The sequence below is a fragment of the Sphingomonas sp. PL20 genome, from assembly GCF_017875905.1.
In the GTDB taxonomy this organism is placed as follows: Bacteria; Pseudomonadota; Alphaproteobacteria; order Sphingomonadales; family Sphingomonadaceae; genus Sphingomonas; species Sphingomonas echinoides.
In genome coordinates, this window is record NZ_JAGINH010000002.1 from 3,853,910 (window position 1) to 3,868,992 (window position 15,083).

The 15,083-nt window shown below is 65.6% G+C and carries 16 protein-coding genes and 1 tRNA gene; 3 read left to right on the plus strand and 14 right to left on the minus strand.

The genetic code is table 11. The features are described 5' to 3' along the window. Window positions 1–4 precede the first annotated feature (4 nt). The 4 genes from H4W01_RS18115 to ftsE are packed head-to-tail and all read right to left on the minus strand — an operon-like array spanning window position 5 to window position 2,863. Window positions 5–727, minus strand: coding sequence for a lysophospholipid acyltransferase family protein (locus tag H4W01_RS18115; RefSeq protein WP_010405875.1), 723 nt, complete (start codon window positions 725–727; stop codon window positions 5–7). Further along, window positions 724–1,260 (minus strand): YdcF family protein, encoded by a 537-nt coding sequence (locus H4W01_RS18120; RefSeq protein ID WP_010405876.1) that lies wholly within the window; start codon window positions 1,258–1,260, stop codon window positions 724–726. Before H4W01_RS18120 ends, H4W01_RS18115 begins: the two co-directional genes overlap by 4 nt. Continuing rightward, window positions 1,257–2,150 (minus strand): cell division protein FtsX, encoded by an 894-nt coding sequence (locus H4W01_RS18125; RefSeq protein WP_209612735.1) that lies wholly within the window; start codon window positions 2,148–2,150, stop codon window positions 1,257–1,259. Before H4W01_RS18125 ends, H4W01_RS18120 begins: the two co-directional genes overlap by 4 nt. Further along, window positions 2,147–2,863: a cell division ATP-binding protein FtsE gene (gene ftsE / locus H4W01_RS18130; protein ID WP_010405880.1), complete on the minus strand. Its 717-nt coding sequence runs from the start codon at window positions 2,861–2,863 to the stop codon at window positions 2,147–2,149. The genes H4W01_RS18125 and ftsE overlap by 4 nt, the downstream gene beginning before the upstream one ends. A 177-nt stretch (window positions 2,864–3,040) precedes the next feature. On the opposite strand from ftsE, the gene H4W01_RS18135 reads away from it, so the two are divergent. Next, the gene (locus tag H4W01_RS18135; RefSeq protein WP_209612736.1) at window positions 3,041–3,763 is read left to right on the plus strand and encodes an MJ0042-type zinc finger domain-containing protein; all 723 of its coding nucleotides are present in this window, start codon (window positions 3,041–3,043) and stop codon (window positions 3,761–3,763) included. Here H4W01_RS18135 and H4W01_RS18140 read toward each other — a convergent pair. Then, window positions 3,735–5,111, minus strand: a complete 1,377-nt coding sequence (locus tag H4W01_RS18140; RefSeq protein ID WP_209612737.1) for an MATE family efflux transporter — start codon at window positions 5,109–5,111, stop codon at window positions 3,735–3,737. The genes H4W01_RS18135 and H4W01_RS18140 overlap by 29 nt on opposite strands. A 110-nt stretch (window positions 5,112–5,221) precedes the next feature. On the opposite strand from H4W01_RS18140, the gene H4W01_RS18145 reads away from it, so the two are divergent. Then, window positions 5,222–5,308, plus strand: a tRNA-Leu gene (locus H4W01_RS18145). Window positions 5,309–5,355: 47 nt separating this feature from the next. Here H4W01_RS18145 and H4W01_RS18150 read toward each other — a convergent pair. Both H4W01_RS18150 and H4W01_RS18155 read right to left on the minus strand, forming a co-directional pair. Continuing rightward, entirely contained in the window at window positions 5,356–6,603 is a 1,248-nt protein-coding gene (locus H4W01_RS18150; protein WP_209612738.1) for a spinster family MFS transporter, read from the minus strand. Between the two features lie 78 nt (window positions 6,604–6,681). Further along, window positions 6,682–9,042: a TonB-dependent receptor gene (locus tag H4W01_RS18155; protein WP_209612739.1), complete on the minus strand. Its 2,361-nt coding sequence runs from the start codon at window positions 9,040–9,042 to the stop codon at window positions 6,682–6,684. 122 nt (window positions 9,043–9,164) lie between these two features. Here H4W01_RS18155 and H4W01_RS18160 point away from each other — a divergent pair, with 122 nt between their 5' ends. Continuing rightward, entirely contained in the window at window positions 9,165–9,854 is a 690-nt protein-coding gene (locus tag H4W01_RS18160; RefSeq protein WP_334685338.1) for a TetR/AcrR family transcriptional regulator, read from the plus strand. Window positions 9,855–9,982: 128 nt separating this feature from the next. On the opposite strand, the gene H4W01_RS18165 is transcribed toward H4W01_RS18160, so the two are convergent. The 7 genes from H4W01_RS18165 to H4W01_RS18195 form a co-directional block, all read right to left on the minus strand. After that, complete coding sequence (locus H4W01_RS18165) at window positions 9,983–11,434, minus strand: ammonium transporter (RefSeq protein WP_209612740.1); 1,452 nt, start codon at window positions 11,432–11,434, stop codon at window positions 9,983–9,985. 23 nt (window positions 11,435–11,457) lie between these two features. Then, complete coding sequence (locus tag H4W01_RS18170) at window positions 11,458–11,796, minus strand: P-II family nitrogen regulator (RefSeq protein WP_010405890.1); 339 nt, start codon at window positions 11,794–11,796, stop codon at window positions 11,458–11,460. Window positions 11,797–11,935: 139 nt separating this feature from the next. Next, window positions 11,936–12,145 carry a putative signal transducing protein gene (locus H4W01_RS18175; protein WP_010405891.1) on the minus strand — a complete coding sequence of 70 codons (210 nt, stop codon included), beginning with the start codon at window positions 12,143–12,145 and terminating at the stop codon, window positions 11,936–11,938. Between the two features lie 7 nt (window positions 12,146–12,152). Next, window positions 12,153–12,719 (minus strand): pyridoxamine 5'-phosphate oxidase family protein, encoded by a 567-nt coding sequence (locus tag H4W01_RS18180; RefSeq protein WP_209612741.1) that lies wholly within the window; start codon window positions 12,717–12,719, stop codon window positions 12,153–12,155. A gap of 44 nt (window positions 12,720–12,763) precedes the next feature. Next, window positions 12,764–14,194 carry a metalloprotease TldD gene (tldD, locus tag H4W01_RS18185; RefSeq protein ID WP_209612742.1) on the minus strand — a complete coding sequence of 477 codons (1,431 nt, stop codon included), beginning with the start codon at window positions 14,192–14,194 and terminating at the stop codon, window positions 12,764–12,766. A 112-nt stretch (window positions 14,195–14,306) separates the two neighbouring features. After that, the gene (locus H4W01_RS18190; RefSeq protein ID WP_209612743.1) at window positions 14,307–14,777 is read right to left on the minus strand and encodes a DUF3224 domain-containing protein; all 471 of its coding nucleotides are present in this window, start codon (window positions 14,775–14,777) and stop codon (window positions 14,307–14,309) included. Beyond that, window positions 14,774–15,007, minus strand: coding sequence for a zinc-finger domain-containing protein (locus H4W01_RS18195; protein WP_010405896.1), 234 nt, complete (start codon window positions 15,005–15,007; stop codon window positions 14,774–14,776). Before H4W01_RS18195 ends, H4W01_RS18190 begins: the two co-directional genes overlap by 4 nt. Window positions 15,008–15,083: the final 76 nt, after the last annotated feature.

A 15,083-nucleotide genomic window follows, 5' to 3' on the forward strand; every position in this document is an offset into this window, starting at 1 on the left:
GGTGCTAGGTTTGCGGCGTATCCAAGGCGTTGATCGCCGCATGGACGCGCCGCTCGATCTCGGCGCGCGGCAGACCCGGCGGAATCGGGTCGCCAAAGCGGAACGTTACGACCCCCGGCACTTTGGCCCCGTGTTTCGGCCAGACCAGCCCGCTGTTGATCGCCACCGGCACCACCGGGATCTTGAGCATTTGGTACAGCCCCGCGAACCCGGCGCGCAGCGGCGGCTGTTCGCCGGGCGCGACGCGCGTCCCTTCAGGGAAAATCAGGATCGAGCGGTGCTCGGCCAGCGCGGCGCGCGCCTCGCGCAACATGCGCCGCAACGCACCCGCCGATGCCTCGCGGTCAACCACGATCACCCCATAACGCCGCGCCGCCCAGCCCCATACCGGGATGTCGGTCAATTCCTGCTTCATCACGATCGCGGGGTTGCGCAGCATCCGCCCGAGTTCGAGCGTTTCGTACATCGCCTGGTGTTTGGCGGCATAGAGCACGGGCACGCCCCCGATGTGGCCCGGCCCGGTCGTATCCCCAAAGCGAGCGCCTTCGATATTCTGGTGGATACCGAGGATGGTGCGCGTCGCCCAGCCATGGAAGCGCGTCCAGAAATGCGTATGCACCACCATTGCGCGCCAGCCGAACAGCGCCGAGATCGGCGAGGTCAGCACGATTGGCACCGAGCCCCCGTAAAACACCAGCAGGAACAGCCAATTGCGCACAGCGATCACGTGACGGCCCCGATCAGCAAGGCGGCCTTGCGCAGGATGAGCTTGTTATATTCGCCAATCAGCACGGCATAACGCGGGCTGCTCGGTACGCCATCGCCGAACACGGTGGCGTCGCCATCCAGCGCATTGACCAGTTCGAGCCGCGCCCGCGCCAGATGCCAGTCCGAGGTCACCAGCCGCACCGTCTTGTAACCATGCGTGCGCACCCAGTCCGCCGTCTCGTCGGCATTGGAGCGGGTGTCGACGGCTTCATGGCCCAAATCGACGCAGCAGGCGAACAAAGCCGGGCTGACGCGATATTCATGCGCCAGTTCGGCGGGGCGCACTTCGGGCGCGACGCCGCTGATCAACATGCGTTTGGCCATATGCCCTTGCAGGAGCGCAAGACCGCGATCGATCCGCCCGGCCGAGCCCGTCAGCACGACGATCGCGTCGGTGCGCGGACCAGCGAGCGGCACCGGCATCGTCGCCAGAAACACCGCAAACCCCAGCATCCAGAGCAAGGCGAGCACCCCGAGAACCCGCGCGATCACAGATAGCGTCCAAGCGCGCCAAGCACCGCCTGCCGTGCCGCGAGCGTCGCCAGCACCGCGAACGCAAACGGCAACGCGCCCAGCAACACCCAATCGCGGGTGCCAAGCGAAAGCCCCCCCAACAGATCCGAGCCCAATGTCGTCAATTGCCAGCCGACCAGCAGCACCACGCCGACCGCCCCGATCGTGCCAAGCACACCGCCAATCAGCGTATCCAGCGCAATCCGGCGCTGAAACAGCCGCGCGACCTGCACATCGGTCGAGCCCAGCATGTGCAGGACCTCAATCGTGTCGCGGTGCGTTTCCAGCCCCGCGCGCGCCGCCAGGATCACCACCGCCGCCGTCGCCGCCGCCATCAGCAGCACCAGGCCCGCCGCGAGCAGCGTGACCATCCCCATGAAGCTGCGCACCGGGGACATCCAGCTTTCATGCCGGTCGATCCGCGCCGAGGGGGCGACCGCGCGCACGCCATCGCGCACGCGCGCCACCGCCGCATCGCTGGCGGCGCGGAGATCGACATCGATCATCGCCGGAATCGGCAAATCGGGATCGGCCCCATCCGCCCCCAGCCACGGGCGCAGCAGCGTCGTCAGCTTTGCGCGATCAACCTCGACCGCGCGGGTTACAACCGGATCGGTGCGCAGCACCGCCAGCGCGCGCTGCGTCTGGTCGAGCCGCTTGGTTTCCACCGCCTCGACAATCTGCACCGTCAACCGCCCGGCCAATTGCCGGTCGAGCAACGCCGCCGCCCCCAGCGTGCCCAGGCCAAGCGCCGCCGCCAGCACCGTCAAAAACAGCATGATCGCCATGATCCACGTCATCGCCCGCGTGCCGCGACTTTCGTCGAGCAAGCGCCGGTCAGCCGCCGTTGCAATCACCTTCACGCTCATTCGCTGCCGCCCGGCGCGTTGGGCGGGGGAAAGCGCAGCGAACCGGTCGGATCGAGCAAGCGCCCATGATCGAGCCGCATCATATGCGCCTTTTGGATGCGCCCGAGCAGGTGGAAATCGTGCGTTGCAACCACGACCGTGGTGCCCAGCCGATTGAGCGAATCGAACAAATGCAGCAGCCGCTCCGCCATGTCGGGATCGACATTGCCGGTCGGCTCGTCGGCAACGAGGATTTCCGGGCGACCAATCACCGCGCGCGCAATCGCCACACGCTGCTGCTCGCCGCCCGACAGCGTCGGCGGCTTGGCGTCGACGCGGTCGCTAAGGCCGACCCAGGCCAGCATTTCGCGCACCGGCGCCTCGACATCGCTTTCGGGCACGCCGGACACGCGCAGCGGCAAGGCGATATTGTCATAGGCCGAGAGATGCGGGACGAGGCGGAAATCCTGGAACACCACCCCAATCCGCCGCCGGAAGCCCGGCAAGCGCGATCGCGGCAAGGTCACCGCATCTTCGCCGAACAGCCGGATACTGCCGCGCGTCGGGCGCTGCGCCAGATAGAGCAGCTTCAACAGCGACGTCTTGCCCGCCCCCGATGCGCCGGTCAGGAAATAAAATGCCCCGGTCGACAGCGTAAAGCTGACGTCGGACAGCGTCTCCTGGCCGGTGCCGTAGCGTAGCCCCACATTCTCGAACTGGACGATATTCGCCATGTGGCGCGTGCTGCTCGCTCTCTAATCAATGCCCTGCGCCTGCATCGCACGATCCGGCGCGCCGCCACAAGCGCGGGCAGCATGATCGACTTGCGAAAGGCTTGCCTAGCCCGGCTGCCTCGGCTTAGATTCGGCAGATACGTTGCCACAGGGCGGTAACGGGGCCAAAGCCGTATCATGATCCTCGAATGCACCGAGTGCCACACGCGTTACCTCGTCCCGGATTCCGCCATCGGGGCGGATGGGCGGACCGTGCGGTGCGCAAGCTGCAAGCACAGTTGGTTCCAGGCGGGTGCCCCCGTGCTCGATCTGGTTGCGCGGGCCGAAGCGGCCCCGCTCGCGCCGCCGCCCGTCGCGGCCCGGACGGAGGCGGCGGTCGAGACTCCGCCGGAACCTGTCTCGGCACCGGCGGCCAGCGCGGCGACCGCACCCTATGACGATTATGATGCGTTCGCGCACGAACCGCCGTTTCGCCCGCGCCGCAACCCGGCGCGGCGCTGGACCGTGGCGGCGATCGCGGCTGGCATCGCCATGCTCGCGGCAGCGGCGCTGGTTTTCTATGCCGACCTCCCCGGGCTGGCGGGCCAGTTGTTTCGCCCGGCAACCGGCACGCCGCTGAAAATCGTCAGCAAGCCGGTCGACCAGCATACCTTTAACGGCAACGAGATTTTCGCGGTCAGCGGCATCGTGCTCAACCCGACCGACACCCGCCAGCCCATCCCCGACATCCGCGCCGACTTGCGCGATGCGCAGAAGCGGATCGTGTTCAGCTGGATCATCCGGCCGGAAGCGACCACGCTGCCGCCCAAGGGCCAAGTCCAGTTCAACTCAGCCCAAGTCAACGTGCCGGTCAACGCGCAGGAACTGGTGCTCAGTTTTTCGGGCGAAGCCGCGCACTGATCCAGGCGAAGCGGCCGCCATGCAGGAGTGCGGCGGCAACCATCCCTAGCCCGGAGGCGTAGACGAGCCCAAGCGGCCCAACGCCCGCCTGCACGAACAGCCACCCCGCCCCGCCGGTGACGACGAAGAACGCCATGATGCTGTTCACCCCCGCCGCAATCTGGTCGCCGAGCGACCGCAGCGCATAGACGAACACCACCTGCACGCCGTCGAACAGAATGAACGGTGCCCAGATCGGCAGCATCGCCAGCGCCACCGCATGCACGCCAGCCGCCGCCGGGAACGCCGCGACGATCGGCCAACGGGCGACCACGACCACGATCGCCAGCAAGCCCGTGAACAAGGCCGCCAGCGCAGCCGCGATCAGCGTGCGGGGCACTGCCAGCGCAGGGGTGCCCTCGCCCACCGCATTGCCGACGCGCACCCCCGCCGCCGATCCCAGCCCCAAGGCGACCCCGAAGGTAACGTTGTGGACCGAGAAGACGATCTGGAATGCGTGCGCGGTCACCGGGCCGAAATCGGTCGACAGCGCGATCAGAATCGAAAAGCCCGCCAGTTCCAGACCCGACGCGATTGCGGGCACGATCCCGAAGCGCGCCAGCCGCATGGCACCTGGCACCGCAGCACCCCAGGCCCGCCGTGAAAGATCGCGCACCCCGCGCGCCCGCGCGGTGTCCGTCGTCCACACCGCCGCCAGCATCGCCACCGCGCCGATCAGCGAGGCGCTTGCGGTAGCCGAAGCCGCCCCGACAGCCCCCAGAGCGGGCAAGCCGAGATGCCCGCCCGACCACGCCCAGGCCAGCACCGCGTTGAGCGGGAGAATCGCAAGGTTGACCACCATCACCCGGCGTGGCCGCGAAATCGCCTCCAGAAAGAAGCTCGCCGCGATCGTCGTGAGTTGGAACGGATAGGATAATGCCATCACCCGCACGACGCGCGCCGCCGGCCCCACCAAAGCGGGCGCGACGCCAATGCCGCCCAACATCGCTTCGGCAAACAGCCCGAAGCCGAGCGCACCCAGCGCGCCCAGCACCAGCGCCAGCACCAGCCCTTCGCGCAGCGTCGCGCCCGTACGCGGCAGGTCGCCCGCGCCATCGGCGCGCGCGGTGAACACCAAAGTACCCGACAACCACGCCAGTCCGGCGACGATCGTCACGAAGGTCAGCGCGCGACTCGCGCCCAACGCGGCGACCTGGTCGGTGCCGGTCAAACCGACCACCACAATGTCGGTGACGCTCAAAATCGTCCAGTTGAGGCTGGTCAGCATCACCGGCCATGCCAGCGTGAGAATACGCCGCGTCTCCGCAACGCATCGGTCGGAGCGGGTTGGGAGTTGGGCAACGGGCATCCGCGCCTGCTACGCGCATCATCCCGATTGCGATAGGCATTGCGCCCGCCGCGATGCTTTGCTAGGGGCGCTCGCCTACCAGCTGCCGGGCGTGCCCGGTGATGTTACGTGCGGCCGTGGCGGAACTGGTAGACGCGCAACGTTGAGGTCGTTGTGGGCGAAAGCCCGTGGAAGTTCGAGTCTTCTCGGCCGCACCACTTTTTAAACAGGCAGGCGGCAGCCGAGCCTGCTTTCCGGAGACGGATCACTCCACCCAGTCGCGCGGGAGAAAGCGGCTGGCGAGCGCCATTAGCGCGCCCGCGACCAGATACAGGCACAGGCCCGTCGCAATCGCGTAGCGCAGCGCATCGCTGCCATAGATCGGCGTCAAATGGTCCGACAATGCGCCGATCACCCACGCGCCGAGCCCAAGCCCGATCAAATTGTTGATCAGCAGGAAACTGGCCGAGGCGGTCGCGCGCATATGGGCGGGGACGAGATGCTGGACCGCGGTCAAGACCGGGCCGAGCCAGACATAGACCAGCGCCTGTGGCAGCAGGAACAAGGCGAATGCCGCCTGCCACGATCCGGCCAATACCCCGGCGATGAACAGCGGGGTCCCCACCACATAGCAGATCGCCGGAAACAGCGCGTACCAGCGCCGCCCGCGCGCGCCGAGCCGGTCACCCAACCATCCGCCCAGCGCAATGCCCGCAACCCCGCCGCTGAGCAGCAACGCGCCGAAGAACTGCCCGGTCTGGCTCAAGCCCAGACCGTGGTTGCGCATGATCATGCTCGGCAGCCAGAAAGCGACGCCATAACCGCACATCGACCCCGCCGCCGCGCCAAAGGCGAGCAGCCAGAAGCTCGGCTTGGCGGCGAGGATGCCGAAGACATGGGTGATCGGCACTTGATCCACCGGTGCCACCGCGCGCGGGCGATCGCGCACAATCGCTTTGAACGCAGGCGCAAGCAGCAGCCCTGCCACCCCAACCGCGAGGAACGCGCTGCGCCATTCGACCGTCTGCGCGATGTAGCCGCCGAGCAACGCCCCTGCCGCCGCGCCCACCGGGATGCCGAGCGAATAGATCGACAGCGCCCGCGCCCGCATGTTGGCCGGATAATAATCGCCGATCAGCGCATAAGAGGGTGCCACCCCGCCCGCTTCGCCAACGCCGACACCGAGGCGAAAGGCGAACATCTGCCCGAAGCTCTGCGCGGTACCGCACAGCGCCGTGAACACGCTCCACACGCCGAGCGACAGCGCAATCACCCAGGACCGGCTGGTGCGATCCGCCAGCAAGGCGAGCGGGATCGCCAGCGTCGAATAGAGCGCGGCAAAGGCCAGGCCCCCGAGCATCCCGAGCTGCGTATCGGTCAGCCCCAATGACGCCTTCACCGGCTGTGCGAGGATGCTCAGAATCTGCCGGTCGAGAAAATTAAAGGTGTAGACCAGCAGCAGCATCGCCAGGACGAGCGCGCGGTTTGCCGGGCGGGGGGTATCGGTGGTCATGCTGCCTGCCCTCAATCGTAAAAAGGGCCGGGCACCCTGTGTCGAGTGCCCGGCCCGCATGTTTGTAACCGCCGCGATTCAGAATTTCGCGGTAATCGTCCCGAACACCTGGCGCGGATTGCCGTAAAAGGCGGTTGCAATCCCTTCCTTGCCCAGCGTCGGGACATAGGGGCCGTTCGGCACCGGCACGTTGGCGAGATTGATCGGGTTCCCGGCCAGATCGGTGCGGATATATTGGTAGCCCGAGGTCTTATAGTGCTTGTCGGTGATGTTCTTGGCATGGACGCCGATCGAATAGCGCCCCTTGCCAAAGGTATAGGTCAAATGCGCATCCCATAGCGCATAGCCCGGCTGGTCAAGGAACGGGCTGGCGGTTTCGAACTGGTGCGTCAGGCTGCGATACGACACCGTGGTGGAGGCGTTGACCTTGCCCGGCCCGGCCGGCAGCGTGGCACCGAGCGTGCCCGACAACGTCCAGTCCGGCGTGTTCTGGAACACGCGGACATTGGCGACATCGGTTCCGGTCGGGCCGATAAAGGTCTTATATTTGGCGCTGATATAGCCCAGCGTCCCGGCCAGCGTCACGTTCGACCCGGCCCCCGCGAAATCCCGCGCGAGGATCGCGTTCGATTCGAGCTCAACGCCTTTGATCGTCGCCTTGGCGGCGTTGGTGGTGATGCCGCAGAAGGACTGGACCCCGCCGATGATGCAGCCGACCGATCCCGGCACCTGCACATTGCTATAGTCCGAATAGAAGCCGTCGAGCGCGAAGGTCAGGCGCTTGTCGAACAGCGCGCCCTTCCAGCCGACCTCATAGCTCTTCACCACTTCGGGCTTGAACAACAGATAGTTGTAGATTTCCTGATAGCTGCGCACGCCATCCTGATTGACGTCGGGGGCCGAGGTGCCCGACCCGCGCGGATCGAACCCGCCGCCCTTAAAGCCTTCCGAATAAGACGCATAAAACAGATGGTCGGCGGTCGGCTTGAAGCTCAGCGAGGCGCGCGGGGTGAAGCGTTTGAAATTGGCGGTGCCGCGGAAATTGGTCGATGGCGCGCCGACCAGCGTCGGATTGCCGCCGAATTCCGAGGTCACGCCGAAATAGCTGGCCTTGAAGATATAGGACTCGCGCTGGTCCCAGGTATAGCGCCCGCCCAGCGACAGGCTCCATTGCGGCGTGAAATCATAGGTGAAATCGCCGAAGATCGAGCTGGTTTCGGTCCGCACGTCGCCCGCAGTATAGGCGTCGAAGTTGGGCAGCGTCGTCGACAGGAGCACGTCGAAGCCGGTCGAAGCCTTGGCCCCCAGATAATAGAAGCCGACCAGGCCGTTGAGCTTGTCGCTCTTATAAGCGAGCTGGAATTCCTGGCTGGTCTGTTCGTTGCGATAAACGGCCGGCACATCGACATCGACCGCAGGCAGTGCGTCGAAATCGATCGGCGTGAAGGAGCGGTCCTTGCGGAACGCGCTGATGCTTTTCAGCGTCAGATGATCGCTCAGTTCGCCGGTCGCGACCAGCGACAGCCCGCCCGCCTGGATGTTCTGGCGCGGGCTGTTGAGCCCGGCGCGCGTATCAAACGGATTGGATTGAACCGGCGTCGCGCTGGCCAAGCTGGTGATCAACCGCGAACCGTTGCGCGCGTTCGATTTGTCCTCGGTGTAATCGCCGGTCAGCCGCAGCGACATCCGCCCGTCGGGCGAGGCGAACTCGATCGTGCCGCGCCCGGCCCAGACGTCCTTGTTATAATTGTCGATGTTGAGATTGGTGTTGCGCCCGAAGCCGTCGCGCGTCAGCCGCGCGCCCGATAGGCCGATCTTGAACAGCGGCCCGACCGGCGTCGACAGACTGATGATCCCGTCCGCCTGATTGAACGAGCCATAGCTCGCCTTGAAGCTCGCCTCGGGTACGTCGGCCAGGCGCTTGGTCACATATTTGACCGCGCCGCCAATGGTGTTGCGACCGTAGAGCGTGCCCTGCGGCCCGCGCAGCACTTCGATGCGATCGACTTCGTACACATCCAGCACCGCCGCCTGCGGCCGGTTGAGATAGACATCGTCGAGATAGATGCCGATCCCCGCCTCGAACCCGGGCACCGGATCCTGCTGGCCGACGCCGCGAATGAAGGCAGCGAGCGTGGAATTGGTCCCGCGCGCATCCTTCAGCGTGGTGTTGGGGGTGACGTTCTGGATGTCGGCCAAATCGACCACGCCGGTCTTCTCGAGCCGATCCGCGCTGAAAGCGGTCACCGCGATCGGCACGTTGAGCAAGGTCTCCGCACGGCGACGCGCGGTCACGACGATGTCGCTGCTCTCCGCCACCGCTTCCGGTTCTGCTGTCGTCGGTGTGGGGGCGGTCTGGGCCATGGCAGGCACGGCGGCAATGGCAGCGAGCGCGACGCTGGCGCTGAGCAACAAGCGCACGGAATTCAGGCGTGTCATCGGTTTTCCCCTCCTGCGGCGCATCCACATGGCCCGATATGCATCCGGGTTGTGCGCCTGTGATTCTCGCTTTACTGAAACATGAACCAGGTTTCAACTTGGGAATTGGGGAGGACGATCGGATGGCGGCCAAACGTGGCGTGGTGGCAACAGCCGACCCGGCGCAATCGGGCGCTCCGGCTGCGGGCGGCGACGCTGTGCGTCTCGACGATTCGGCAAGCGCGGGCAAAGCCCCACGGACCGAGCGCGGCCGCAAGACGTTGCGCGCCATTCTGGACGCCGCGGCGATCGAATTTGGCGAGCGCGGGTTCCACGAAGCCTCGGTCAGCGGCATCACCCGCCGCGCCGGCGTCGCGCTGGGCAGCTTCTACACCTATTTCGATTCGAAGGACGCGGTGTTCCGCGCGCTGGTGCGCGACATGTCGGATCAGGTCCGCGAGCGTGTCGCCCCGGCGATTCGCGCCGCCCCAGACCAGATCGCGGCGGAACGCGCCGGGCTGCTCGAATTCATCGCCTTTGTGCGCGGGCACAAGGAAATCTACCGCATCATCGACGAAGCCGAATTCGTCGATCCCGAATCCTTTCACCTGCATTATGCGACCACCGCCGAGCGGATCGCGGTGCGCCTGAAGGCGGGCGCGGCGCGCGGCGAAATCCGCAGCGATGTATCTGAAGTCCATGCCTGGGCGGTGATGGGGATGAACGTGTTCCTGGGCCTGCGCTACGGTGTGTGGACCGACGACCTCGCCCCCGAGGCGGTTGCCGATGTGATCGCCGATATGCTGGTCAACGGTCTGGCCGCGCGGCCTTAGCCACCTTCGCCCCTGTCCGGGCCCTCACAAAGAAAAAGGGCCGGTGCGTTGCCGCACCGGCCTTAGGTCGTCCGCAGGAGGAACATGGTTTGGCCGCCGGGCTCCCCCGAACCCGGCAGCCAATCTCTTCAATAATGGTAAGCGCGCTCGCCATGCTCGGCGATGTCGAGGCCTTCCTGCTCGACATCGGCGCTGACACGCATGCCCCAGGTCTTGTCGATCAGGACGAACAGCACCGCTGCACCGACCCCCGACCAGACCAGCGTCAGGCCAACCGCCGAGCACTGGATGATGACCTGGCTCAGCATGTCATAGGTGCCCGCGACCATCGTGCCGGGCTTGGTCGAATAATCGGCCAGGCCCTGACCACCGAGTTTGGGCGCGACCAGGATCCCGGTCGCGATCGCGCCGGTGATACCGCCGACACAGTGCACGCCGAACACGTCGAGCGAGTCGTCATATTTGAACCACGCCTTCACCTTGGCGACGAAGAAGAAGCAGAGCGGCGAGACGATCAGGCCGAGCACCACCGAACCCATCGGCCCGGCATAGCCCGAAGCCGGGGTGACCGCGACCAAGCCCGCGACGACGCCCGATGCGGCCCCGAGCAGCGACGGCTTGCCGCGCACGATCTGTTCGACCAGCAACCACGACAGGCCAGCGGCAGCGGTGGCGACGAAGGTGTTGATGAAGGCGACCGAGGTCACGCCATTGGCTTCGAGGTTGGAACCGGCGTTGAAGCCGAACCAGCCGACCCACAGCAGGCTGGCGCCGATCATGGTCATGGTCAGCGAGTGCGGCGGCATCGGCTCCTTGGGGTACCCCAGGCGCTTGCCGAGCAGGATGCACATCACCAGACCCGTGATACCGGCGTTGATGTGGACGACGGTGCCGCCCGCGAAATCGAGTGCGCCCCATTGGAACAGCTTGCCCGCATCGGCATTCTGCGCGGTCAGTGCGGCTGCGCCCTTGAGCGCCGCCGAAGCGATCGCGTCCGGACCGCCCCAATACCACACCATGTGCGCGATCGGGAAATAGACCAACGTCACCCACAAAGCGGTGAACAGCATCAGCGGCGAGAATTTCACCCGCTCCGCCACGCTGCCGATGAACAGCGCCGGCGTGATGCAGGCAAAGGTCATCTGGAAGCAGATATAGGCATATTCAGGAACATAGACACCGTTGGAGAAGGTCGCCGCCTGGCTGTTCGCATCGACGCCCATCAGGAACGCCTTGGAGAAGCCACCAAAATAGGCGCTGCCGCCAGTGAAGGTGACCGAATAGCCATAAGTGACCCAGATCACCGCGACCATGCACACGATCATCAGCACCTGCGTCAGCACGCTCAGCATATTCTTGGTGCGGACAAGGCCGCCATAAAACAAAGCGAGCCCCGGCACCGACATCATCAGCACCAAGAGCGAGGAAACCAGCAACCAGGCGGTATCGCCCTTGTCGACGGTCGCCTTTGGAATCGGCGAGACGGCCGCTGCCGCCGTGGTCTGCGCCCAGGCCGGGAGCGCGGCGAAGACGGCAGCCCCCGCGAGCGCCGCCAACCCCAATTTGGTCGATGCTTTCATCTTTACCCCCTTAACAGCCCCGCTCACAGCGCGGTCTCATCGGTTTCGCCGGTGCGGATGCGGACCGCCTGACCGACATCGAGCACGAAAATCTTGCCGTCGCCGATCGCGCCAGTATTGGCCGACGCTTGGATCGCCTCGACGACCTTGTCGGCAAGATCCGCGCCGCAGACGATCTCGATCTTGATCTTGGGCACCATGTTGGTGCTGTATTCCGCGCCGCGATAGATTTCGGTCTGCCCCTTCTGTCGGCCGAATCCCTTGACCTCGGTAACGGTCATCCCCGCGACGCCGATTTCGGTGAGCGCTTCGCGCACCTCATCAAGCTTGAAGGGTTTGATGATGGCTATGACGAGCTTCATGCGACAACCGCCCCTGGTTATGGACCCCAAGAGCTCTTACGCAATGAGCGTGCCAGAGTTGGAAAGACGCGTTTCTGCGTACAAATGCGTCATGAAAGATTACGGAGCGGTAAATTTTTGTGCAGTTGCGAAGGTTTGCCTAAGAATCGGGCAGTGCCGCAATGATGTGGCGCGCCGCCGCGATATCGTCCGCATCGACCATCACCCGCACCGGGATGAAGAACTGGCTGCCATCGGCAATGCTGGCGTTGCCGTCGAGCGCGAGGGCGGGGATCCCCTCCGATTCAAGCCGCCCGATCACGATATGCGCTTCGTTGCGCGCAAAACGGCCGAGTTCCACCAGACTCATCGGGCCGTCACGCGGACGGCGCGTCGACGCTCGGCAACACCGCCTGCACCCGCACGGGCAAGCCATCGATGCTGGTCGTGCGATCCGCGATCTTGGCGAGGCGCGCCGCCGGTTCCTGCTGGGCGTGATATTTGACCAACGTATCGCGCGGGCGATCGAGCGTCATGTGCGGCACGCCCCATCCGCAGCTGGTCTGCAGGCTGTCGACCGTGATGTCGAAAATCTGCCGCGCACCGGGCAGGCGCGGGAAATGCTGGGCGAGGTCGTCAAAGCCCGGCTCCCCCGCAATCACGAAACGCCCCGTCCCATATAGCCGCAGAATGAGCGCCGGATTATCGAACGCGCAGAACATGATTGTGATGCGCCCATCGGCGGCGAGATGCGCCTGCGTCTCATTGCCCGATCCGCCAAGATCGAGATAGGCGACGCGGTTGGGGCCGAGCACGCGAAAACTGTCCATCCCCTTGGGGCTGAGGTTGATGCGCGCGCCCTCCGCCGCCGTCGCCACGAAAAACATCGGTTGCCGCGCAATGAAGGCGCGATGCTTGTCGTCAAGGGCGCGAAAGAATTCCATGGCGAACGCTTAGCATAAACGCACCCCGTTGGCGATCTGCAGGCTTAGACCGCCGTCCCGCCGACCGTCAGCCTGCCGACCAGCAGCGTTGGCTGCCCGACACCAGCCGGCACGCTCTGCCCGCCCTTGCCGCACATGCCGACGCCCTCGTCGAGCGCGAAATCGTTGCCGATCCCTTCGACGCGCGTCAGACAGGACGGGCCATCGCCAATCAGCGTTGCGCCCTTGATCGGCGCACCGAGCTTGCCGTTCTCGACCAGATACGCCTCGGTGCAACTGAACACGAACTTGCCCGACACGATATCGACTTGCCCGCCGCCAAAGCTCTTAGCGAAGATGCCGGTCTTCATGCGGCTGAGCAACTCGGCCGGATCGTCGCTGCCGCCGCGCATAAAGGTGTTGGTCATGCGCGGCATCGGTGCGTGGGCGAAGCTTTCGCGGCGGCCATTGCCGGTCGGGGCCACGCCCATCAGCCGCGCATTGAGGCGGTCCTGGATATAGCCCTTGAGGATACCGTCCTCGATCAGCACATTTTCCTGCGTCGGCGTGCCTTCATCGTCGATCGACAGCGAACCGCGCCGGTCGGCGATCGATCCGTCGTCGACCACCGTCACGCCCGGGGCCGCGACGCGCTCGCCGATGCGGCCGGAAAAGGCGCTGGTGCCCTTGCGATTGAAATCGCCCTCCAGCCCGTGGCCGATCGCTTCGTGCAGCAGGATGCCGGGCCAGCCCGGCCCGAGCAGCACGGTCATCTCGCCCGCCGGGGCCGCGACCGCATCGAGATTGACCAGCGCCTGCGACAGCGCCTGGTCGATCGCGCGGTTCCACGTCGCGGGTTCCATCAGCTCGGTATAAAGATAGCGGCCGCCCATGCCGAAATTGCCGGTTTCGCGACGGCCATTCTGTTCGACCACGATCGACACGTTCAAACGCACCAGCGGGCGCACGTCGGTGGCAACGAAGCCATCGGCGCGGACGATTTCGACCACGTTCCAATTGCCCATCAGCGACACCGACACTTGCGCCACCCGCGGGTCACGCGCGCGCGCGGCGGCATCGATCGTCTGGCACAGAGTCACCTTGTCGGCGAAAGGGATAAGGTCGAGCGGATCGGCAGCGGTATAAAGGTGGCGGTTGGTGCTGCGCGGCGGCCCCGCTTTGGGCGCGGAGGATGGATCGATCAGCGCCATCGTCTCGCTCGCGCGGCGGATCGCGGCGGCGCTCAACTCATTGGCATGGGCAAAGGCGGTCATCTCCCCCGACACCGCGCGCAGGCCAAAGCCCGAGTGCGTGTCGTAACTCGCCGTCTTCAGTCGCCCGTCATCGAAGCCGAACGCTTCGGACTTGCGATATTGCAGGTACAGCTCGCCATCATCGGCCTTGCCGAGCGCGGCTGCGGTCAGCGCCTGCGCCTCGGACGGATCAAGCTGGCCATCGTGGTACAGGAAGGCGCGGGGGTCTGTGGGGCTGGTCATCCAGCAGAGATAGGGAGGCGCTCTGCCTTCGTAAATGGCACAGAAGTAGTGAGTGCGGTGTTATGGGCACCCGTTCGCCGTCACCCCGGCCGCGTGCCGGGGTGACCGACGACTATTTGGTCGGCAGCGTATAGGCCAGGTCGTAACGGTGCACGCCGCCCTCGATCGTGATCGCGAAGCTGCCGCTAATCCCGTCCAGCGCACCGGTGCCGCTGTCGGGCGCGATGATCACCGATAGATCGGCACCGCCGGCCTTGTCGATCGTGCCGCGGTGGAGCAGCAGGAAGCTTCCCGCCTTGCCATCGACGCTCCCATTGAACTGATCGATCGCGACATAGCCCGCCGGGTGCCCCGGCCGGGGCGTACCCGCTGCCAGCATCGTTCCGGTCGCGCTGCCGGTCATGCCGCCGATGAAGGTCTTGGCGATCCCCATCCGGCTGGTCGGCAAACCGCCGCTCGGCGCATCGCCTTGCGCCTCGGGCGTCATCTTGACCTCGAATGTGCCGGTCGCGTGCTGCATCAAGGTCCTTTCAGGCGCTGCCGCGATGAGCGCGAGCGGCGTCAGCAGCCAACGCGCTTTCAACGCCCCGCGCCATCCCCATGGTCGCGCAAGGTTGCCGGATCGACCCCATCGGCGGGGCCGCCGATCAGCACGAAACGCCGGTCGCAATAGCCGCAATCGACATAGCCGCTCTCGTCAATCTCGAGGAACACGCGCGGATGGCCGAGGCTGGCACCGCCGGGAATATCCGACGCGCCATCGCAATGATTGCGGGTGTGGGTGACACGGACGATTTCGGGCGGTGCGATCATGCGGGGGCGTTTAGCAGCGGAGTCGCGCGCGAACAATCCTCCCCGGCAGAGGATCGGGAGGATTGAGCTTGCCGCG